Below are 19,738 nucleotides of genomic sequence, written 5' to 3'. Positions count from 1 at the left end.
CCGCGCGAAAAGCGCGGCTCTTTTTTTTAGCGCCCCCTACGCCGCCTTCGACGAACGGTCTGACAGCGGCATATCGAGAATAAACCGTAGATCCTCGCGCTCCATATACGCCATAAAGCCTTCTACGGGCGCATCTTGACCATTAATGAACCACCGCAACGTGCCGGGCTCGGTATGCATATAGCCATGACGTGCTGGGAACCCCTTATAAACAACTGCGTTTGTCATGAAGGCAATGACGTGGTCTGGATCCCAATGCTGCATTGCCTGCCAGAAGGCATAGCGCCCCAATAGCGATGATAGGCCGGCGGTTTTAAACTCACGCGGTGTTGCACCCACCCAAAACTCGCCATGATAGCACACGTCGCCAGCGATGCGGTGCGCCCCCGGCCCCGCGCGATACCGCGAGCGGTGGAAATCGATATCAACGCCCGGAGGTGGAAATTCTACGAATGACCGGCGCAGGTACTCGGCCAGTTTTGCTCCGTTCAACTCCAACATACGCATGGCCTGCGTATGCATAACTTCACCTTTTGAATTCCGCCCAACGATCCAAAAGGCGTTATTCTCGTTCAGGACATTCGTGACCGGGTCAAAAGGCAGCCCAATTAAATGATCCGGTCGCGCGTCCTGCAATAGTTCCTTATAGTCCCTAAAGTCATAACCGAACGTTAACGTGATCCCAGCTTTGCGCAGGATCTCCGAACTGCTGGCGATAAAACGTTCGCCGCTCTGAAAACTCAACAACGTCATACTGAACTCTCCTCTGGTGAAATTCCACCAAAGGGTAGCCTATTTGACAAAAGTTAGCTTCGAATTTTAGGTAGACGACTAGAAGCGCACTATGGCGTCGTCGGGCATGCCCGACATTGCGGCCTGATCTAGACCGGAGATGGTCACATGGCGCGATCTATCTACTGCTGAGATCAAGGCTAAACTACCGTCAGGAAACCGGCTCGCCATTAAAAGTCTCTTATACGCCAGCGGGATAAGTTCTCCGCTAGCTGTGTCGCGCGGTATTTGCGTTACGATCTCGTCCAAGCGTACCCCGCCGTTAGCCTGCACCTCCCGAAAGGGAAAATCCAGCATCGCCTCGAACTCGGGCCCGCCGGGAAAATTCGCCAGAAGCCGTCCGATGCTACTACGCGCATTCTCCCAACCCCACCAATTTGTATAAAATGATTCCTGACCCACCTCGATGCAGATCCACCCGCTCGGAGTGTCGCGATACACCAGAACATAAGGACGAATTTTCTGGAAATTCTCGTGCTCTAACCGCCCTTCGCTACTCACCCAGGCTACGAATGCTTCCTTTATCATCGGCGACTCGCCATCCCAAATCTGCGTTAAGGGCCGCTGCTGCTGATAGAAGTTCCAACCATTTGGCGTTTCGTGCGACAGTCGCAACAGGCCGCCGGAGCTTCTAGTATTGCCGCCAATCCACACCTTACCGCGCGCGAGAAACTCTCGCGCTTCTGGTAAGGCTTCCTCACCACGCTGGGTTAGACGATATCGGCGCTCGTCGACATCGAACAACGGGGCATCCAGATAGTCCTCAATTTGGGCAATATGGCGCCGTACTGTCTGCCTCGTACTTCCCAACAGGCGCACAGCTTGACTAAGATTGAGAGTGTCCGCGAGAACGATAAAAGATCTAACCATTTCATATAGTAACGGCGGGATTCTCTCCGCTTCGGTTTCACCTAGTCCTGTGTTATCGACACTATTCATTGGCCACCGATGGTAAATTAATAATACATTAAGGAGTTATTGATAATACATCAGTGGACATTTTGTAACCACAAATTGAATAAATCTATCCAATTGATCGGAAAGAGAGATTTGAGGATGACTAACTACAACAACAACCGGAGGTATCAGAATGTCGCATCCCGTAGACATCCACGTCGGCAAGAAACTAAAACAGATTCGTACGCTGCGTCGTTTTTCTCAAACCGATGTGGCCAAACGGTTAAATTTATCCTTTCAGCAAATCCAGAAATACGAAATTGGCTCAAACCGTGTCGCTGCCAGCCGTCTATTTGAATTGTCTCAAATTCTAGACGTGGCCCCCGCCTATTTCTTCGAAGGGCTGCATGACGCCACAAACGACGCCCCCAAGGCCGACCCCAGCATCGAGATCGTCAGCGCTTTGGCCGCGATAAATGACGACGCGCTTAAAACACGCATCGTGACATTTATCGAAGATGTGTCAGGATTAACCGTCGCGCGGCAAAGTTAGGCGCTAGCCAAATACACCGCGGCGGACCAAATTTGCGCCCGCAATTAACAGGATGACCAGCGTCGTTTTTTTAAAAGACGCTTGGTCAATCTTGTCCATCACCAGGCTACCTAGCCACATACCGATCAACGATGGCACGATCATAACGGCCGAAAAAGGCACGGTTTCCGCGCGCAGTACGCCCGATCCAAAGTGCGAAATCAGCAATAATATAGCGCCCAACCCATAGATGACGCCTTGTACACGCATCTGATCATGTTTGGGCGTTCCAAGCGCGGTAAGGTAGGCAACCGTCGGCGGCCCCCAAACGGCTGAAACTCCGCCGATGGCACCAGCGAACATCCCGATGGCGGCCTCTAATTTCGTGGATCTATGCGTTAGGGTAAAACTTCGTCCCGTGACCTGCCACAAAGCAAACAGCGTTATCGGCACACCAATCACCAACATCATCGTATCAGCGGCGAGGAACCGCACTGTCTGGGCAGACAGACAAAGTGCTACCCCTCCGGCGATTAGGAAAACTTTAAACATTTTTACGCTGCGCCACGCAGCGGCTACACCCTGCCGTAAGGCCTGAAACATGTTCGTGACTACCGTTGGAAAGATCAGCCCGGCAAGCGCGAGCTCGGGCGATTGAAACATTGTGAGCCCAGATATGAGCACCAAGGGCATCGCGAAGCCCACCACCCCCTTAATAAACCCAGCTACAAGTCCGACCCCGAAGGCAAATGCCCATTCTCCCGGTGTCATTAAGGTAAAAAACATGTCCATGGGCCTGTTCATACCAAGTTTAACAATAGGCGCACGCGAAATCATCTACGTAATTTTAAACCAAATTGCCGCACTGAAACGTATCTTTATTGTGCTGCACCTGCGAAAGGTTTATGTCGTCTTTAACCAACTAAGGGAGCTTACAGATGGCACATGATGGACAAGACGTGATTGCTGGCACCGACGTTGTGATCGAAGACTTGCTCGCGATCACCAAATCAACACTGGCTCCCGTGGATCGCCTATTAGATGCAGCGAAAACCGCGGTACGCGCGATCGTATCGCAAGATGGAAAAGTGGCAAACGCACTTGTCGAGGAAAATCAGACAGCGGCGCATGGGCTTGCTTGGCTTGCCACCTATGCGCAGTCTCTTCACCAGATGCAGCTGTGGGCAGAAAAACTTCAGGCCGAAGGAAACTTTTCCGAAACTGAACAGCTGATCCATCAAATCGCCTTCGGTGAATATCTGTGCCAGATGACCGGCGGCATTCAGATGAACCAAGGTGAAATCCTGCGCCTGCACGATCTCGGCGTAGCAGCCGAGGATCAGACCGCATTCACGAACGCTGGCATCACTGCATTGCAAAAGCAGGGCAATACGCAAGCCGCACGCACACGTCTTGTTGAACTGATGCAAGAGCAATCCGCTAACATCACCGTGGGTCGGTCCGGCCTCGATGAAGAGCTTGAGATGATCCGCGAGCAGTTCCGCCGCTACGCTGTTGAAAAAGTCGAGCCCTTCGCCCACGAATGGCACCTCAAGGACGAGCTGATCCCGATTGAGATCATCAATGAGTTGGCAGAAATGGGCGTTTTCGGCCTGACAATTCCCGAGAAATACGGCGGCTTTGGACTGTCCAAAGCCTCTATGTGTGTCGTCTCCGAAGAATTATCGCGCGGCTATATCGGTGTTGGGTCTCTGGGGACACGCTCGGAAATCGCAGCGGAGCTGATCATTGCGGGCGGAACAGATGCTCAGAAAGAAAAGTGGCTTCCTCGGATTGCGAGCGCTGAGACCCTGCCCACGGCCGTATTTACAGAGCCGAATACCGGTTCTGATCTTGGCTCCCTGCGCACCCGCGCAGTGAAGGACGGCGACGACTATAAGGTGACTGGTAACAAAACATGGATCACGCATGCAGCGCGCACCCATGTCATGACTCTTTTAGCACGGACCGATCCCCAGACGTCAAATTACAAAGGATTATCGATGTTCTTGGCCGAAAAAACGCCAGGTGATGATGAAAACCCCTTCCCGTCCGAAGGCATGACCGGCGGCGAAATCGAAGTGCTTGGCTATCGCGGTATGAAAGAATACGAGCTCGCCTTCGATGGTTTCCATGTCAAAGGTGAAAATCTGTTGGGTGGCGAAGAGGGCAAAGGCTTTAAACAGCTAATGGAAACCTTTGAAAGCGCGCGTATCCAGACGGCCGCGCGCGCCATTGGGGTTGCACAATCCGCGCTCGACATTTCCATGCAATACGCGATCGACCGCAAGCAATTTGGAAAATCCCTGATCAACTTCCCTCGTGTGTCTTCTAAACTTGCGATGATGGCGGTCGAGATTATGATCGCGCGTCAGCTCACTTATTTCTCTGCCTTCGAGAAAGATGAAGGTCGTCGCTGTGATGTCGAAGCGGGCATGGCCAAGCTGCTAGGCGCACGTGTCGCCTGGGCCGCGGCCGACAACGGTCTGCAAATTCACGGCGGCAACGGCTTTGCGCTGGAGTATAAGATCAGCCGCGTCCTCTGTGATGCCCGTATCCTCAATATCTTTGAAGGTGCCGCAGAAATCCAGGCGCAGGTCATCTCGCGCCGCTTGCTAGGATAGTGTCACAGCGGCCTGATGGCTAACACCGTCGGGCCGCTTTCGCACCGAGCATGTTCAAATTCATCCCTCTACTACTTATGGCGGCTCTGACAAACCTGTGCAGTCGGGATGAAACCGCTCGGGCATATGGCGCGGCAGACCGGCTTTGGGATCTACAGGAGGTGAACGGCGTCCCGTTCCCGGCAAACGCGACGCTGTCCTTCCTAGCCGCAGAAACAATCACCATCCAAGGCCCGTGCAACCGGATCACCGCGTCGAATACAGTGCCCTATCCGTGGTTCTCAGTCACGCTCGTATCCTCCACCAAAAGATCCTGCCCTGACCTGCAGCACGAAAAATCACTCACCAACGCGCTCGAACGCACCACAGTTATCGAAATACTGGATAATGTAATGATCCTTTCTAACACCGAGAACCTTAATATGGTGTTTATCGCTGCCGACTGAAGGCCTCCACGTATCGCGCTCGCGCCTCAGGCAAGGGCCTTCCCCCAAGATCTCGCGCCAGATGCCGTTCTAGAAAGTAGCCCGTAGTTTTGAACGCCAACGCAATATCTGCGTCGCTCGCATCACCCTCACCACGGAGCACCGGCGACAGCGGCAACATTTTGTCCACCCACTCTCCAGCCCCCTCCCGCGTGACGGCACGACCCGTTTTTGGCGACACGAAGATCAACCCGCTTGTCCGTCCGGTTACAGCACAAACGCTAAGATCAAGCCCGTAGCCCAGTTCGTCTAGTAAACTGATTTCCCACTGAAGATAGGCAAGCGGCCACAGGTCCCCCTGTCCCAGAAGGTCCAGCAACGTTTCGGTTCGCCGGTATAGCGGTGTATGGGGCTCGCGTTCAGGCAGCGCAAAAACCAGCAAACCTGTCACGGCATTCAATCCCGCGAGGCTCATCCTGTCGTTCATCGCCAATGCGGCTCGGCTCCGCACGGGCTCGACAGTAAAAGCACCGATGTGGTCTTCCAATCGTGCGCGCCAAGAGACATCCAACTGGGCACCCGGCTGCAGAATTGGCGCGATCTTGCGGCTAGTGCCGCCGCGCACGATTCCGGCGTGACGCCCGCGTTCTGGCGTAAAAACCTGGATAATCGCCGATGTTTCGCCGTGGCGGCGCGTGCTCAGCAAAATGCCCTGATCGCGCCACTCCATCAGCTCAGACCATCCTCGTGCAACAGATGCCGGCCTTGCCGGTCTTCGACTTCGATCACCCATAGATCCGGGTCATAGCCACGTTGCCGACTGATCGACTCATCGACATCGGGCTCTTGGCCGCTTGTCATCTCGACCCAGCTCCGTTCGCCACTGATCAAATCAAAGCTTTTATGAAAAAGCTGTGCATTTCCATCTAATGTGGCCAGCTTCACCAGAACCGCGCCGCCGGTGTCATCCCCGTGCGCGACAACAAACGCCGGTATATCATAGACCCGCAGCCGCGCGAAATAGGCGTCGACCCAGAACCGCGCCGTCAGCCGGACCATGACAGGCCCTTGCTTCCAAATGGTGAGAAATCCTCCCCGAAGGGTCGGGTTGCACCAAACCTAGACATTGCCGTCTTTGAACTCCAACCCCATTTCAGAGTAGCGCTCCGCCTCGTCGAGCCAGTTCGGGCGCACCTTGACCTGCAGGAATAGATGAACCTTTCGACCCAGAAACTCTTCGAGCTCTTCGCGCGCGGCTTTGCTGACGGACTTGATTGTTTCGCCCTTGTTGCCCAGCACAATACCTTTGTGCCCGTCACGCACCACATAGATCAGTTGATCTACCCGCGCCGACCCATCCTTGCGCTCTTCCCAGTTCTCGGTCTCAACCGTCAGCTGGTACGGCAGCTCTTGGTGCAGGCGAAGGATCAGCTTTTCTCGGGTCATTTCGGCAGCAATCATGCGCATCGGCAGGTCGGCGATCTGATCTTCGGGGTAAAGCCATGGGCTCTCGGGCAACTCGGCTGCAAGCCAATGGCGCAACGTATCGACACCATGCCCGCGCTCGGCTGAAATCATGAAGGTCCCGACGAAATTATAGCGGTCGTTCATCTCTTTGCTGAGACCCAGCAAAACCGGTGCATCAACGCGGTCAATTTTATTGATCGCCAGCGCGACTTTACGTCCCTTGCCGATGTCGGCCAAACCTTCGAGAATTCGTTCCACACCTTCGGTGATGCCGCGATTGGCTTCGATCAGCAGGATGACAATATCTGCATCTGCAGCGCCCCCCCAAGCAGCAGCCACCATGGCGCGATCCAGACGACGGCGGGGTTGGAACAGGCCGGGCGTGTCCACGAACACAAGCTGGCTTTGCCCTTCCATCGCAACGCCGCGGATCCGGGCGCGTGTGGTTTGCACCTTATGGGTCACAATCGACACTTTCGCGCCGACCATGCGGTTCAGCAACGTCGATTTGCCCGCGTTGGGCTCGCCTATCAGGGCGATAAATCCGGCGCGCGTGGTCATGAGGGTCTCTCCAATTGGGCCAAGAGCGTCTTGGCAGCGGCCTGTTCGGCCTGACGTTTCGAAGGGGCGGACGCAACGGCGCTGGCCCCGCTTTCAATACGGGCAGTGATGGTAAACACAGGGGCGTGGTCTGGCCCCTGCCGGTCAGTCTGGACATAGGCGGGGGGCGGCAAGCCGCGCGCCTGTGCCCATTCCTGCAACGCGGTTTTGGCATCGCGGGCGTCTTGCTTGACCTGCAGTACCCGCGGACCCCACAGCCGCAGGATCAACGCTCTGGACTCGTCAAACCCGCCATCTAGATAGACAGCTGCGATTATAGCCTCGATCGCGTCGCCCAACAATGCCTGCTTGCGCCGACCGCCTGATAGCATCTCAGAGCGACCGAGCTTGAGCACAGCCCCCATGTCGATTTCGCGCGCGACCTCCGCACAGGCTTCTTTGCGTACCAGCGCGTTGAACCGCGGGGCCAGCTGGCCTTCGGTCGCGGCGGGATCAAGGTTAAGCAGCGCTTCGGCCATCACCAGCCCCAAGACGCGGTCGCCCAGAAACTCAAGCCGCTGGTTATCGTCGCGGTTGGCCGACGACATAGAGGCGTGGGTCACCGCACGATTCAACAGCTCGGGCTTGGTAAAGTGGTACCCGATACGGCCCTCAAAGGCCCGGAGATCAGCGTTTAACTTCACTTGACCGCCTTAAAGAAACGATCGCCACGCCACGTCCAGAAGAACAGCATGGACCGCCCCCCCGAACTGAACATGATCCGATCCGCGCGCCCAATTAGATTCTCAAACGGGACAAAACCCACGCCACCGGCTTGTTGCGCCAGACGGCTATCGGCCGAATTATCGCGGTTATCGCCCATGAAAAAGTAATGCCCTTCCGGCACCGAATACACTCCGGTGTTGTCCGACGCTTGATTACCGATGTTCAAGATCGGGTGCTCTACGCCATTGGGCAAAACTTCGATCTGGCGGGTCTTGTTACACATCCCACCGGCACCGACCGCACCATTTTCACAGCGTGGACGCATACCCTGCGGTCCTTGCCGGTCCATGACTTCTTCGAAAACACCATCATCACGCAGCTCGACCGCGGTGCCATTGATGCTTACTGTTCCATCGGTGACCTGGATCTTATCGCCCGGCAACCCAATCAGACGTTTGATATAGTCGCGGCCCGATACAGGATGACGGAAAACAACGACATCCCCGCGCTCAGGCTCGGATCCGAACAGACGTGTGTTGTCGCCATCAAACACGCCGCAAATATCCTTCGCGTCCACTTCTATGCCGAAACGGGGCATCATCACGCTGGGGCAGGACGCGTAGGAATAGCCATAAGCCATTTTGTTCACGAACAGGAAATCACCGATCAACAGCGTCTCTTTCATCGACCCTGACGGAATCCAGAACGGCTGGAAAAACAGGGTCCGGAAGACACCCGCAATCAACAGCGCATAGACAATCGTTTTGATGGTTTCGACAAAGGCGTTGCCGGTTTTCTCTTTGGCGGCCATTTTGGCGCTCCTGTTCATGCGTTCGAGCGTTACATGCGGGTGCCATTGCCGCAAGTCAAGCAACCCCGCCCCCGATCCATCGACCGATTGGGCCATGATTTGCCGTTGCGGCTAGATACCTGCCTTGGGGCGGGCTTCGATGACGACAAATGCCTGGGCCCAAGGGTGATCGTCGGTCAACGTGACATGAATGATCGCCTCATGTCCTTCGGGTGTCATTTCGGCCAGACGTTCTGCGGCCCAACCGGTCACTTCCATCACCGGCTGGCCGGTTCGAAGATTGCTCACGGCCATGTCCCGCCATGCGATCCCCATGCGCAGTCCGGTACCAAGTGCCTTTGAACAAGCCTCCTTGGCAGCCCATCGCTTGGCATAGGTCCCCGCGATATCGCGCCGCCGTTCAGCCTTTTGCTGTTCAACTTCGGTAAATACGCGATTTCTAAAACGGTCACCAAAGCGGTCCAGCGTGCCTTGAATCCGTTCGATATTCGCAAGGTCAGTCCCAATGCCTAAAATCATGCCGCGCCCTCAGCCCTTGCGGGCGTCATCCATCAGGCGGCGCATCTCGGCGATGGCGGGACCAAGCCCCAGAAAGATTGCCTCGCCGATTAGGAAGTGTCCGATGTTCAGCTCTTGCACTTCAGGGAAGGCGGCGATCGGGCTCACGGTGTCATAGGTCAGCCCGTGGCCTGCGTGCACTTCAAGCCCCAGATCATGCGCAAATTTCGACATTTCCTCGAGCTTTTGAAGTTCTTTCTGCGCTTCTTCCCAATGCCCTTCGGCATAGGCGTCGCAATACGCACCGGTGTGCAGCTCGATCACTTCGGCCCCGATGCGGTTCGCGGCTTCGATCTGACGCTGGTCGGCGGCGATAAAGATGCTGACGCGGCTACCTGCTTCGCGCAGCGGGGCAATGAAGTGCGCCAACCGGTTTTCTTCGCGCGCCACTTCCAAACCGCCCTCGGTGGTCCGCTCCTCGCGCTTTTCGGGCACGATGCAAACCGCATGGGGTTTGTGGCGCAAGGCGATGGCCTGCATCTCTTCGGTGGCTGCCATTTCAAAGTTCAGCGGCACGGTCAGCACCTCTTGCAGACCCTCGATATCGGCATCCGTGATGTGACGGCGATCCTCGCGCAGGTGTGCCGTAATCCCGTCGGCCCCCGCCTCCTGCGCGGCCCGAGCAGCACGCAGCGGATCAGGATAGGCACCACCGCGCGCATTCCGCACAGTTGCCACGTGGTCAATATTTACACCCAGCCGAAGCTTACCTTGTGCCGCCATGGTCTTTCCCCTTCAGAGCCGCCTGCTCTGCCTTGCGTTTCGCCTCTGCCTTGGCCGAGGCTTTTTTCTTCAACGAGTCAAACTTGGCCTTAATCGCGCCCTTGCGTCGTTTTTGATAGGCCCGAAGCAACGGCACAGCCAGATAATACGCGATTGTCGCGCAGATCATGCCGGGCACAATGCCCCCGATCAAATACGGATAAAACACCTGATGCCAGAATACCTCAAGCCCGGACCAATCCATGTCCCGGTTCGTTAGCATCGCGATAAAATTGGCCAACAAATCGTGTCCAGCGTCAAAAAACTTGCCGCCGAATGACCGGTGTTCGCCCGTCTGCATCTGAGACCCGAGTATCCAGTGCCCCATCGACAGCGATGACAATCCAATTGGCACATAGGTCAGTGGGTTGCCAAAAAACGTCCCCATCAGCGCCGCCAGCAGATTGCCCCGCATCATCCGCGACACCAACGCCGCAACTATAAAATGCATCCCGTAAAACGGCGTGAATGTCGTGAAAATCCCGGCCCATATCCCGCGTGCAATCCGTTCGGGCGTATCAGGCAACCGGCGCATACGGTGTTTGACATAGTGGAACGCCCGCGTCCAACCACCCCGAGGCCACATGAATTCAGCCATCGCGCGCACTGTCGGCTTTGGATCGCGGCGTTTGAAGATCAACAGTTCGTCCTTGGGTCAGCGCAGTCCGGGCGGATCATGCGTCTTTGCTGCCTGCCTTGAACAAATCGGGGTTCCGATATCGGCTGATCTCGGCCACTTCGCTCTCGGCCTCCAGCATGGGGATCAAAGAATGCAGATGTGCAATGTCTCGCAGCTCTACGTAGATCAGCAACCGGAAAAAGTCAGGCTTGCGGTCCAAAAATTCTAAATCCGCGATATTGGCCGAGGATTGCCCGATCAGGGTACAGATCCGCCCCAAGACCCCTGCGCCATTGCCGATGGTCAGATCCAGCGTCGCGCCATAGATCGCCGGATGCGGGCCATCGTGCCACCGCAGATCCAGCCAGCGTTCGGGCTGGTCCTCGTAATGCGACAGGCGTTCGCAGTCGATCGTGTGTATTTTCACGCCCTGCCCGCGGAAGGTAATCCCGACAATACGTTCCCCTGGAAGCGCCTGACAGCACGGGGCCCGATCAAAGGATTGACCCGCCTCCAAACCGACAACCGCCCGTTTGCGGTCGACATGTTCGCCGGGTTTGGGGCGCAGGTTGGGATAGACGGCTTGCACCACTTCTTGACCCGACAGTTCTGCCGACCCAAGTTGCGCCAGCAACTCTTCCTCGTTGGACAGCCGGAGGTTGCGCGCGGCGGTGCGCAGTACTTTCTCTGTCGCAGATTTATTCATCTGCTCAAAAGCCGAGCGCGCCAATTCGCGCCCCAAACTGACAAAGCGCGCGCGATCCAATTCACGCAGCGACCGACGTATCGCCGTTTTCGCCTTGCCGGTCGTTGCAATATCCAGCCACGTTGCCTGCGGTGTTTGACCTTGGGCGGTAATAATCTCTATCGACTGTCCGTTTTTCACCCGCGTCCACAACGGAACGCGCATACCGTCGATCTTGGCCCCCACGCAGGCAGCGCCGATTCGCGTGTGGATCGCATATGCGAAATCGATCGGCGTGGCTCCACGGGGCAGTTTGACCACCTCGCCCTTGGGCGTAAAACAGAACACTTGGTCGGCGTACATCTCGAGCTTGACCGCCTCGAGGAAATCCTCGTGATCTTCTTCAGAATCAAGCTGCTCTGTCAGCTGCGCGACCCATTTCACGGGATCGACTGCGAACGGGTTTCGCGACCGTACACCGTCACGATAGGACCAATGCGCCGCCACACCGGATTCGGCGACATCATGCATCTGCCGCGTTCTGATCTGCACCTCGACCCGTTTACCGTCACGACCAGAAACGGTGGTATGGATCGACCGATAGCCGTTGGTTTTAGGCTGGCTGATATAATCCTTGAACCGTCCCGGAACAGCCCGCCAGCGTCGGTGAATGGTGCCAAGAGCGCGGTAGCATTCATCCTCTGACGTAGTGATAACGCGGAAACCGTAAATATCCGATAAACGGGAAAAAGATTGCTGCTTTTCCTGCATTTTCCGCCAGATCGAATAGGGCTTCTTCGCACGGCCGAAGACCTCGGCCTCTATTCCCGCCTTCTCAAGCTCGTGACGCATGTCGCCGGTAATGCGCTGGATCACGTCACCGGTTTCACGTTGCAGCGTGATGAACCGCCGGATGATGGATTGCCGCCCCTCGGGGTTGAGTACGCGGAACGCCAGATCTTCAAGCTCTTCGCGCATCCATTGCATCCCCATACGCCCCGCAAGAGGCGCATAGATATCCATTGTTTCGCGTGCTTTCTGAATCTGCTTATCAGGGCGCATCGACTTGATCGTGCGCATATTATGCAGTCGATCCGCCAACTTAACCAAAATAACCCGCAGGTCTTTCGACATTGCCATAAACAACTTACGAAAGTTTTCGGCCTGCTTTGTCTCGTTAGAGTTCAGCTGCAAGTTGGTCAGCTTGGTCACACCATCGACCAGCTCGGCCACGTCGCGCCCGAATTTTTCATCCACGCTGCGATAGGACGCTTTCGTGTCCTCGATCGTGTCGTGCAACAATGCGGTGATGATGGTCGCGTCGTCCAGCTGCTGTTCGGCCAGAATCGCCGCAACAGAGACCGGATGCGTAAAATAGGGCTCCCCTGAATGGCGGAACTGCCCATCGTGCATCTGCTGGCCATACTCATAGGCCAGCCGGATCTGATTCTCGTTTGTCTTAGGGTTATAGGCGCGCACAAGCGCGATAAGGTCTTCAGCCGTAATGTCGGCGGTATTCATGCCTGTCCTGCCTATAAGCCCCGTAGGGCGGGGGCCTTAGCCCTGCCCTTGTGCCGCCATCAACTGCCGCAGCAGCATTTCTTCGGACATGCTGTCCTCTTCGGGCTTATCTTGTTCTGCCCCCATAAGAAGCGCCATCGCGTCCTCTTCGGGTTCATCAACTTCGATTTGGTTCTGATTGCTTTCGATCAGGCGTTCACGCAGATCGTCAGCCGACTGCGTTTCATCTGCAATCTCGCGCAGGGAAACGACCGGGTTCTTATCGTTATCACGATCAACAGTGACCGGCGAACCAGCCGCGATTTCGCGGGCACGGTGCGCGGCAAGCATGACAAGCTCGAACCGGTTTGGCACTTTATCTACACAATCTTCGACAGTGACGCGGGCCATGGGGGTGCTCCAATCATGAATGCTGCAAGAAGCCGACTATTTAGAAGCCATCGGCGGAATTTACAAGGCCCTATTCCATGGGCCATACCCCCTTTTTATCTGCCTCAGGTAGGTCATTCAACATCTCTTGAACTGTTTTGCCAATCAGCGGATGACGCCAGTCCGGCGCGATGTCGGCAAGCGGCACCAGTACGAAGGCGCGATCTTGTAAACGAGGGTGCGGCAGGATCAGTTCTTTAGGGGCGCGGACCGACTGTTGTTCGATAGCGAGCTCGCGCCAGACGGTCTGAATCTCTGCATCAGGCAACACCGTATCCCCCATCGCGATCAAATCCAGATCCACCGTACGGGGGCCCCAACGGTTTATCCTTTCGCGCCCCAACTCCGCCTCTACAGCGTGAAGAATGGCTAAAATCTGATCGGCCTCACCGCCGAATCTGATTCTTGCGGTAGTATTTACAAAGTTTGGGCCAGACCCCGCCGGATACGCATGGGTTGAGTAGAGCGGACTAACAGCGACGACTTGTACTGCCATGTTTTCCAGCACCTCAAGGGACTTGACCACTGTATCAGCGGGCCCTCCCGCAACCGAAGATTGATTACTCCCCAAGGCGATCAGCGCTTCCCTGCCGATTCCCACTCCATCGTCACGGGCTTTACCGAATGTCTTCACTTGCTGCCCCCTCAAAAAGTCTTAGGTAGTATTATATTCAAGTCGGAAACTGATTTTGAAACATTTCGTTTTATAGCGGCGCTACACGACGCACTTTTCCGGACGACGTGTATTAGAAAGGCATTTCATGTTCTACAAGGACGAACGCTTAGCTTTGTTCATCGACGGCTCCAACCTGTACGCCGCCGCCAAGAACCTGGGCTTTGATATCGACTACAAGCTGTTGCGGCAGGAATTCATGCGGCGCGGGAAGCTGTTGCGCGCGTTTTATTACACGGCTCTGCTCGAGAATGACGAATATTCGCCGATACGACCATTGGTCGACTGGCTGAACTACAACGGGTTCTCGATGGTGACCAAGCCCGCCAAAGAATACACGGACAGCATGGGCCGCCGCAAAGTTAAGGGCAACATGGATATCGAGCTTGCGGTCGACGCGATGGAGCTCGCGCCACATCTTGACCATATCGTGATCTTTTCCGGTGACGGGGATTTTCGCCCGCTGGTGGAAAGCCTGCAACGGCAGGGCGTACGCGTGTCTGTCGTCAGCACAATCCGCAGCCAGCCGCCTATGATCTCTGACGAATTACGCCGTCAGGTCGACAATTTCATCGAGCTCGAAGACCTGCGCGATGTCATTGGCCGCCCGCCACGTGAAACACCGGACGCATAAGCGATCGCCTACTTCGCCTCTTGTGGGGCAAAGCGGCCCAAAATACCAAAATATTATTGGCGCGATTTGATATAGATTGGCACATTCTAAACTGGGTTGCGAAATTTCCCCTATCTTGCTGGAAAGCAAGGAGAATGAAAGATGGCCCATACAGAGCTAAACCTACGTGAACGGCGCACGATCGAAGATATGTTGAATGCTAAGATACCTGTACGAGAGATAGCAGCGCAGATCGGCAGGCATGTTTCGACGATTTATCGTGACATCAAGCGCAACTGTTATGCCGACGATGACCTGCCGGAATTGAACGGGTACTATGGTGTCGTTGCTCAACGCGCTGCGGTTCAAAGGCGTGCGCGCCGTCGAAAATTGGTGCGCCTTGTTAGCCTGCGAAAGGCTGTGATCAAACAGCTCAAAGAAGGTTGGTCTCCCGAACAGATCGCGGGTCGATTGCTCTTTGAAGGCCAGACAGTTCGTGTGAGCCACGAGACAATTTATGCTTATGTCTACAGTCCAGCCGGTCAATCCAAAGAGCTGGCCCGATACCTCCCAAACCGGCGCAAGAAACGGAGACCGCACCATTCACGCAGGTCCCGTGGCCTTGTTTTCCCGCCAGATCGGTCCATCCATGAACGACCCGACTACGTTGATACGCGCGAGACTTTTGGCGAATGGGAGGGCGATTTGATGATTTTCGAGCGTGCTCAGGGTAAGATGAACGTCGCCTCGCTCATTGAGCGCAAGACCCGCTTCGCCGTCCTGTTCCGTAACAATGACCGCAGCACAACGCATCTGATGGACAAGCTAATGACTGTGATGGAACCCCTGCCCCAAACGGCCCGTAAATCGATCACCTTTGATAGAGGTATTGAGTTTAGGAATTGGCGCAAGCTGGAACCTGGAATCGGAACCGAGGCATGGTTCTGTGATCCGCAAGCCCCGTGGCAAAAGGGTTCCGTCGAAAACCTGAACAAGCGTGCTCGGCGCTACTTACCAAGAGATGCGCCTGTGGCCGCGCTCTCAAATCGAGATATGAAGTCGATTTGCGACCGCTTGAACGGCACGCCCAGAAAGTGTCTGGGATGGCGCACACCAGCGGAAGCATTCAGGGAAGAACTGATGAAACTGAGATAGCGGTAACCGTCGCAACGACCCTTGAGAATCCAATTTCGCCGATTTCTTGATCCCCACCTGCTTATCTCGCGTCCCCCGTTCAGGGCATGCGTCGCGTGGCAAAAGCGCATTGATCTGCTGCCGGTCTGGACGATGCGCGGCGCAAGCCTTACCTATGGCTCCAGCCCGAGGAGAGATTGATGACCAAACCGCCTTTGACCTTATACCTTGCCGCACCGCGCGGGTTCTGTGCGGGCGTGGACCGTGCGATCAAGATCGTCGAAATGGCCATCGAGAAGTGGGGCGCACCAGTCTACGTGCGCCACGAAATCGTGCACAATAAATTTGTCGTCGATGGATTGCGTGAACGCGGCGCAATCTTTGTCGAAGAGCTTTCGGAATGCCCCGATGACCGACCCGTGATCTTCTCAGCTCACGGGGTGCCCAAGGCCGTGCCCGCCAAAGCCGAAGCGCGCAATATGGTGTATGTCGACGCCACCTGCCCGCTTGTCTCCAAGGTTCATATCGAAGCACAGCGACATGCCGATGCGGGCTTGCAGATGATCATGATCGGTCACGCGGGCCACCCAGAAACCATCGGGACGATGGGGCAACTGCCACCGGGCGAGGTTCTGCTGGTTGAAACCCCCGCTGATGTCGACGCCGTCGAGGTGCGCGATCCGGCCAAACTGGCATATGTCACCCAAACCACGCTCAGCGTCGATGACACCGCGGAAATCGTCGCGGCGCTGAACCGCCGCTTCCCTCAAATCATCGGGCCGCACAAAGAAGACATCTGCTATGCCACTACCAACCGCCAAGAAGCGGTCAAGGCGATGGCTCCGAAGTGCGATGCGATGCTGGTGGTTGGCGCGCCGAATTCGTCGAATTCACGCCGTCTCGTCGAGGTTGGATCGCGTGCGGGGTGCGCGTATGCCCAGCTGGTACAGCGCGCGACGGATATTGATTGGCGCAGCCTTGAAGGCATCACAAGCATCGGCATCACGGCGGGTGCCTCTGCCCCCGAGCAACTGATCAACGAAGTAATCGACGCCTTCAAAAACCGCTACGAGGTGACCACAGAACTGGTCGAAACCGCCGTCGAAAACGTCGAGTTCAAGGTCCCCCGCGTTCTGCGCGTGCCCGCATGACCGGCATCCCCCGCGCACCGCTCTGGCTTGGCCTTGCCGGTCTGATCCCGTTCATCTGGGGGGCACTGACCGGGCTGGTTGATCCCTTGGCCAATTGGGGGGCTGCGACCTTGGGCGGGCGCTTTGTAGGACCTTATATTCAATTATTCTATGGCACTGTTATCCTTTCCTTCATGTCTGGCGTGCTATGGGGGTTCGCAACAAAGATCAGCGGGGCCAAGGCCACTGCTGGGTATATCCTCGCTGTGCTGCCGGCGCTGTGGGCTTTTTTCATGACCAGCGGCGGCCCTGTCGGGGCCGGGTTAAACCTGATGTTCGGTTTTGCCGGCCTGCTGGTATTGGATGCAGCGTTCTGGCACTGGCGTCTTGCGCCACGTTGGTGGTTGAAACTGCGCACGCTGCTGACTGCCGTGGTGCTGGCCTGTCTCGCCGTGAGCGTCTTTCTTTAACGGCAAAAGTCGCCTATCCAAGACAAAATAGACTGGACGCCCCCACGCCAGACTGGATAAGGCAGCCCTATGACAAAGTTAATTGCATATACTGATGGTGCCTGTTCAGGCAATCCCGGCCCCGGCGGCTGGGGGGCCCTAATGCGAGCGATGGATGGTGACAAGGTCGTCAAACAACGCGAGCTGAAAGGCGGCGAACCCGATACGACCAACAACCGGATGGAACTCATGGCCGCCATCAGTGCCCTCGAAGCACTGGCCCGCCCAACAGAGATCACCATCGTCACAGACAGCAACTACGTCAAAAACGGCATCACCGGCTGGATTTTTGGTTGGAAGAAAAACGGCTGGAAAAATGCCGCGAAAAAGCCTGTAAAAAACGCAGAACTTTGGCAGCGCCTGGACACCGCGAATGCGCGGCATCAGGTGACATGGGAGTGGGTCAAGGGCCACGCGGGGCATCCGGAAAACGAACGTGCGGATGAACTGGCCCGGGCTGGCATGGCCCCGTTCAAGACAAAATGAGCCTGCTCACCCTGCTCGAGTACGCCTCCGTGCTGGTCTTTGCGATCACGGGTGCTCTTGTCGCCAGCCGCGCGCAGCTTGATCTGGTGGGCTTCGCTTTTATTGCCTGCCTGACGGCTTTGGGCGGCGGCACTTTGCGGGATCTCCTGCTCGATCGGAACCCGATTTTCTGGATCGCAAACCCTACGCATCTCGCCTTAGGTGTGACTGCCGCGCTGGTGGTTTTTCTTTCAGCGCACCTTTTAGAAAGCAGATATCGCGCCTTACTTTGGCTTGATTCCATTGCTCTTGCCGTGGCCGTCGCCGCTGGTACCGGCGTCGCAATCTCTCTGGATCAATCGCCCGTCGTCGTCGTCTTGATGGGGATAATCACAGGCTGCATGGGCGGGCTGATGCGTGATGTCGTCGTCGGCGAAGTACCGTTGGTTTTGCGCCAGGGGGAGCTTTACGTGACCGCAGCTTTCGCCGGTGCTGCCACCGCTGTAATCATCCGCAGCATTTTAGGGGACGATCCGATTTCTCTGTTTGCCGGGGCCTGCGTAACATGGGTTCTGCGCGCCGGATCGTTGTATTTCGGGTGGCATTTGCCCGTCTACAAAAGCCGGCCACCGCGGGTGTAACCCTATTTCCGACGCCAATGAAACGGTACGATAATCAGGGCCCCGATAGAAGACGCGATGGCGTTCATACCGGCGGAGTTGAACCCGAAGCCGAACATCAGCCGGACAAAATAGAACAAGAATGCCCCGCCAACGCAGATAATAATCGACGCAAGATAGCCGTTGCGGGTAAAGCCGGACTTCTCGGCAAAAAAGCCCACAAGACCCGCAATCACGACCGTGCCGATAAGCGTCGGAAGCATATTTTTACCCTTTGCTCAGAACTGTGCCCGCCGCGATCTGCACGCCACGCTGGAATGTCTCGGCATCTTGCGCCGCTTTCCCCGCACGTTGCAAGCGGATCAACCGCACCGCGCCGGTCCCGCAGGCTACAGTCAGGCTCGCATCCAAGACCTCCCCCGCAGTACCGCCCCCCTCCGCAAGGGCAGAGGCCAGCACCTTTACACGCGTATCGTTCAGATCAAACCAAGCCCCCGGAAACGGCGACAGGCCCCGGATCTGACGATCGACGTCGGTTGCGGGGCGAGACCAATCGATGCGCGCCTCGGACTTATCAATCTTGCTGGCGTAGGTCACGCCCACGTCGGGCTGCTGCTCTGGCTCAAGCTCCGGTAGCTGACGCAGCGCCTCAACAATCAACTCTGCGCCCAGATTACTTAACCGGTCGTGAAGTTCGATCGTCGTCTCAGTACTGCGGATCGGTGTGGCAGCGCGCAGCAGCACCGGACCTGTATCCAGCCCAGCCTCCATTTGCATGATGCAAACGCCGGTTTCTTCATCACCGGCCATGATCGCACGATGGATCGGCGCAGCACCGCGCCAGCGCGGCAACAGGCTCGCGTGGATGTTCAGACACCCGGATTTGGGCGCATCCAGAACCGCTTGCGGCAGAATGAGGCCATAGGCGACAACAACCGCGATATCAGCGTCAAGCGCGGCGAACTCGGCCTGCGCCTCGTCCGTTTTCAACGACACAGGGTAACGAACAGGCAGGCCAAGCGCCGCGGCCCGCTGCTGCACCGCGCTCGGACGATCTTTTTTACCACGCCCTGCTGGTCGGGGCGGTTGACAATAGACGGCGGCGATTTCGTGGCCGGCCAGCACCAATGCGTCCAACACTGGCACTGAAAACTCGGGCGTTCCCATAAAGATCACACGCATCGTACACATCCTCTTAAAACGTAA

General features: G+C 56.4%; 25 protein-coding genes. 9 read left to right on the top strand and 16 right to left on the bottom strand.

The window, feature by feature from the left end:
* Positions 1-36: 36 nt before the first annotated feature.
* On the bottom strand, positions 37-753 hold the full coding sequence (locus E5180_RS14775) for a hypothetical protein (protein ID WP_138925047.1): 717 nt from the start codon (positions 751-753) through the stop codon (positions 37-39).
* 78 nt (positions 754-831) lie between these two features.
* Positions 832-1,731, bottom strand: coding sequence for a LysR family transcriptional regulator (locus tag E5180_RS14770; protein WP_254700497.1), 900 nt, complete (start codon positions 1,729-1,731; stop codon positions 832-834).
* 151 nt (positions 1,732-1,882) lie between these two features.
* On the opposite strand from E5180_RS14770, the gene E5180_RS14765 reads away from it, so the two are divergent.
* Positions 1,883-2,242 (top strand): helix-turn-helix domain-containing protein, encoded by a 360-nt coding sequence (locus E5180_RS14765; protein ID WP_138925046.1) that lies wholly within the window; start codon positions 1,883-1,885, stop codon positions 2,240-2,242.
* Between the two features lie 3 nt (positions 2,243-2,245).
* Here E5180_RS14765 and E5180_RS14760 read toward each other — a convergent pair whose 3' ends face one another.
* Entirely contained in the window at positions 2,246-3,013 is a 768-nt protein-coding gene (locus tag E5180_RS14760) for a sulfite exporter TauE/SafE family protein (protein ID WP_138925045.1), read from the bottom strand.
* 146 nt (positions 3,014-3,159) lie between these two features.
* Here E5180_RS14760 and E5180_RS14755 point away from each other — a divergent pair, with 146 nt between their 5' ends.
* Positions 3,160-4,845, top strand: a complete 1,686-nt coding sequence (locus E5180_RS14755; protein WP_138925044.1) for an acyl-CoA dehydrogenase family protein — start codon at positions 3,160-3,162, stop codon at positions 4,843-4,845.
* 77 nt (positions 4,846-4,922) lie between these two features.
* On the top strand, positions 4,923-5,291 hold the full coding sequence (locus E5180_RS14750) for an META domain-containing protein (protein ID WP_254700496.1): 369 nt from the start codon (positions 4,923-4,925) through the stop codon (positions 5,289-5,291).
* On the opposite strand, the gene recO is transcribed toward E5180_RS14750, so the two are convergent.
* From recO to folK, 11 genes are all read right to left on the bottom strand, one after another.
* Positions 5,275-6,000: a DNA repair protein RecO gene (gene recO / locus E5180_RS14745; RefSeq protein WP_138925042.1), complete on the bottom strand. Its 726-nt coding sequence runs from the start codon at positions 5,998-6,000 to the stop codon at positions 5,275-5,277. The genes E5180_RS14750 and recO overlap by 17 nt on opposite strands.
* Positions 6,000-6,329 carry a DUF1491 family protein gene (locus tag E5180_RS14740; protein ID WP_138925041.1) on the bottom strand — a complete coding sequence of 110 codons (330 nt, stop codon included), beginning with the start codon at positions 6,327-6,329 and terminating at the stop codon, positions 6,000-6,002. Before E5180_RS14740 ends, recO begins: the two co-directional genes overlap by 1 nt.
* 60 nt (positions 6,330-6,389) lie before the next feature.
* Entirely contained in the window at positions 6,390-7,298 is a 909-nt protein-coding gene (gene era / locus E5180_RS14735; protein WP_138925040.1) for a GTPase Era, read from the bottom strand.
* On the bottom strand, positions 7,295-7,981 hold the full coding sequence (gene rnc, locus E5180_RS14730; RefSeq protein WP_138925039.1) for a ribonuclease III: 687 nt from the start codon (positions 7,979-7,981) through the stop codon (positions 7,295-7,297). The genes era and rnc overlap by 4 nt, the downstream gene beginning before the upstream one ends.
* Complete coding sequence (lepB, locus tag E5180_RS14725) at positions 7,978-8,814, bottom strand: signal peptidase I (RefSeq protein WP_138925038.1); 837 nt, start codon at positions 8,812-8,814, stop codon at positions 7,978-7,980. Before lepB ends, rnc begins: the two co-directional genes overlap by 4 nt.
* A 111-nt stretch (positions 8,815-8,925) precedes the next feature.
* Entirely contained in the window at positions 8,926-9,333 is a 408-nt protein-coding gene (gene acpS, locus E5180_RS14720) for a holo-ACP synthase (RefSeq protein WP_138925037.1), read from the bottom strand.
* A 9-nt stretch (positions 9,334-9,342) separates the two neighbouring features.
* Positions 9,343-10,095, bottom strand: coding sequence for a pyridoxine 5'-phosphate synthase (locus tag E5180_RS14715; protein WP_138925036.1), 753 nt, complete (start codon positions 10,093-10,095; stop codon positions 9,343-9,345).
* Positions 10,079-10,774, bottom strand: coding sequence for a DUF2062 domain-containing protein (locus E5180_RS14710; protein WP_138925035.1), 696 nt, complete (start codon positions 10,772-10,774; stop codon positions 10,079-10,081). Before E5180_RS14710 ends, E5180_RS14715 begins: the two co-directional genes overlap by 17 nt.
* A 34-nt stretch (positions 10,775-10,808) precedes the next feature.
* Positions 10,809-12,959, bottom strand: a complete 2,151-nt coding sequence (locus E5180_RS14705; protein ID WP_138925034.1) for a RelA/SpoT family protein — start codon at positions 12,957-12,959, stop codon at positions 10,809-10,811.
* Between the two features lie 36 nt (positions 12,960-12,995).
* Positions 12,996-13,349, bottom strand: a complete 354-nt coding sequence (rpoZ, locus tag E5180_RS14700) for a DNA-directed RNA polymerase subunit omega (protein ID WP_093731733.1) — start codon at positions 13,347-13,349, stop codon at positions 12,996-12,998.
* A gap of 70 nt (positions 13,350-13,419) precedes the next feature.
* A complete protein-coding gene (gene folK / locus E5180_RS14695) occupies positions 13,420-14,022 on the bottom strand; it encodes a 2-amino-4-hydroxy-6-hydroxymethyldihydropteridine diphosphokinase (protein ID WP_254700495.1) in 603 nt (200 codons plus the stop codon).
* Positions 14,023-14,149: 127 nt separating this feature from the next.
* On the opposite strand from folK, the gene E5180_RS14690 reads away from it, so the two are divergent.
* From E5180_RS14690 to E5180_RS14665, 6 genes are all read left to right on the top strand, one after another.
* Positions 14,150-14,695 (top strand): LabA-like NYN domain-containing protein, encoded by a 546-nt coding sequence (locus E5180_RS14690; RefSeq protein WP_138925033.1) that lies wholly within the window; start codon positions 14,150-14,152, stop codon positions 14,693-14,695.
* 141 nt (positions 14,696-14,836) lie between these two features.
* Positions 14,837-15,829, top strand: a complete 993-nt coding sequence (locus E5180_RS14685) for an IS30 family transposase (protein ID WP_138925032.1) — start codon at positions 14,837-14,839, stop codon at positions 15,827-15,829.
* 179 nt (positions 15,830-16,008) lie between these two features.
* A complete protein-coding gene (gene ispH, locus E5180_RS14680) occupies positions 16,009-16,959 on the top strand; it encodes a 4-hydroxy-3-methylbut-2-enyl diphosphate reductase (RefSeq protein ID WP_138925031.1) in 951 nt (316 codons plus the stop codon).
* Entirely contained in the window at positions 16,956-17,408 is a 453-nt protein-coding gene (locus E5180_RS14675) for a DUF3429 domain-containing protein (protein ID WP_138925030.1), read from the top strand. The genes ispH and E5180_RS14675 overlap by 4 nt, the downstream gene beginning before the upstream one ends.
* A gap of 69 nt (positions 17,409-17,477) precedes the next feature.
* Positions 17,478-17,933, top strand: coding sequence for a ribonuclease HI (gene rnhA / locus E5180_RS14670; protein ID WP_138925029.1), 456 nt, complete (start codon positions 17,478-17,480; stop codon positions 17,931-17,933).
* A complete protein-coding gene (locus E5180_RS14665; RefSeq protein ID WP_138925028.1) occupies positions 17,930-18,553 on the top strand; it encodes a trimeric intracellular cation channel family protein in 624 nt (207 codons plus the stop codon). Before rnhA ends, E5180_RS14665 begins: the two co-directional genes overlap by 4 nt.
* A 2-nt stretch (positions 18,554-18,555) precedes the next feature.
* Here the strand turns inward: E5180_RS14665 and E5180_RS14660 are convergent, their stop codons facing one another.
* Together E5180_RS14660 and fmt are read right to left on the bottom strand one after the other, a co-directional pair.
* Positions 18,556-18,795: a hypothetical protein gene (locus E5180_RS14660; RefSeq protein ID WP_005849950.1), complete on the bottom strand. Its 240-nt coding sequence runs from the start codon at positions 18,793-18,795 to the stop codon at positions 18,556-18,558.
* A gap of 4 nt (positions 18,796-18,799) precedes the next feature.
* The gene (gene fmt / locus E5180_RS14655; RefSeq protein WP_138925027.1) at positions 18,800-19,714 is read right to left on the bottom strand and encodes a methionyl-tRNA formyltransferase; all 915 of its coding nucleotides are present in this window, start codon (positions 19,712-19,714) and stop codon (positions 18,800-18,802) included.
* Positions 19,715-19,738 lie beyond the last annotated feature (24 nt).

This window comes from Sulfitobacter sp. BSw21498 (genome assembly GCF_006064855.1).
GTDB lineage: Bacteria > Pseudomonadota > Alphaproteobacteria > Rhodobacterales > Rhodobacteraceae > Sulfitobacter.
This window is presented reverse-complemented; position numbering and strand designations above follow the sequence as displayed.

Coding starts and splice junctions, on each gene's coding strand:
- E5180_RS14775 (WP_138925047.1), bottom strand. CDS start 753: ATGACGTTGTTGAGTTTTCAGAGCGGCGAACGTTTTATCGCCAGCAGT.
- E5180_RS14770 (WP_254700497.1), bottom strand. CDS start 1,731: ATGAATAGTGTCGATAACACAGGACTAGGTGAAACCGAAGCGGAGAGA.
- E5180_RS14765 (WP_138925046.1), top strand. CDS start 1,883: ATGTCGCATCCCGTAGACATCCACGTCGGCAAGAAACTAAAACAGATT.
- E5180_RS14760 (WP_138925045.1), bottom strand. CDS start 3,013: ATGGACATGTTTTTTACCTTAATGACACCGGGAGAATGGGCATTTGCC.
- E5180_RS14755 (WP_138925044.1), top strand. CDS start 3,160: ATGGCACATGATGGACAAGACGTGATTGCTGGCACCGACGTTGTGATC.
- E5180_RS14750 (WP_254700496.1), top strand. CDS start 4,923: ATGGCGGCTCTGACAAACCTGTGCAGTCGGGATGAAACCGCTCGGGCA.
- recO (WP_138925042.1), bottom strand. CDS start 6,000: ATGGAGTGGCGCGATCAGGGCATTTTGCTGAGCACGCGCCGCCACGGC.
- E5180_RS14740 (WP_138925041.1), bottom strand. CDS start 6,329: ATGGTCCGGCTGACGGCGCGGTTCTGGGTCGACGCCTATTTCGCGCGG.
- era (WP_138925040.1), bottom strand. CDS start 7,298: ATGACCACGCGCGCCGGATTTATCGCCCTGATAGGCGAGCCCAACGCG.
- lepB (WP_138925038.1), bottom strand. CDS start 8,814: ATGGCCGCCAAAGAGAAAACCGGCAACGCCTTTGTCGAAACCATCAAA.
- acpS (WP_138925037.1), bottom strand. CDS start 9,333: ATGATTTTAGGCATTGGGACTGACCTTGCGAATATCGAACGGATTCAA.
- E5180_RS14715 (WP_138925036.1), bottom strand. CDS start 10,095: ATGGCGGCACAAGGTAAGCTTCGGCTGGGTGTAAATATTGACCACGTG.
- E5180_RS14705 (WP_138925034.1), bottom strand. CDS start 12,959: ATGAATACCGCCGACATTACGGCTGAAGACCTTATCGCGCTTGTGCGC.
- rpoZ (WP_093731733.1), bottom strand. CDS start 13,349: ATGGCCCGCGTCACTGTCGAAGATTGTGTAGATAAAGTGCCAAACCGG.
- E5180_RS14690 (WP_138925033.1), top strand. CDS start 14,150: ATGTTCTACAAGGACGAACGCTTAGCTTTGTTCATCGACGGCTCCAAC.
- E5180_RS14685 (WP_138925032.1), top strand. CDS start 14,837: ATGGCCCATACAGAGCTAAACCTACGTGAACGGCGCACGATCGAAGAT.
- ispH (WP_138925031.1), top strand. CDS start 16,009: ATGACCAAACCGCCTTTGACCTTATACCTTGCCGCACCGCGCGGGTTC.
- E5180_RS14675 (WP_138925030.1), top strand. CDS start 16,956: ATGACCGGCATCCCCCGCGCACCGCTCTGGCTTGGCCTTGCCGGTCTG.
- rnhA (WP_138925029.1), top strand. CDS start 17,478: ATGACAAAGTTAATTGCATATACTGATGGTGCCTGTTCAGGCAATCCC.
- E5180_RS14665 (WP_138925028.1), top strand. CDS start 17,930: ATGAGCCTGCTCACCCTGCTCGAGTACGCCTCCGTGCTGGTCTTTGCG.
- E5180_RS14660 (WP_005849950.1), bottom strand. CDS start 18,795: ATGCTTCCGACGCTTATCGGCACGGTCGTGATTGCGGGTCTTGTGGGC.
- fmt (WP_138925027.1), bottom strand. CDS start 19,714: ATGCGTGTGATCTTTATGGGAACGCCCGAGTTTTCAGTGCCAGTGTTG.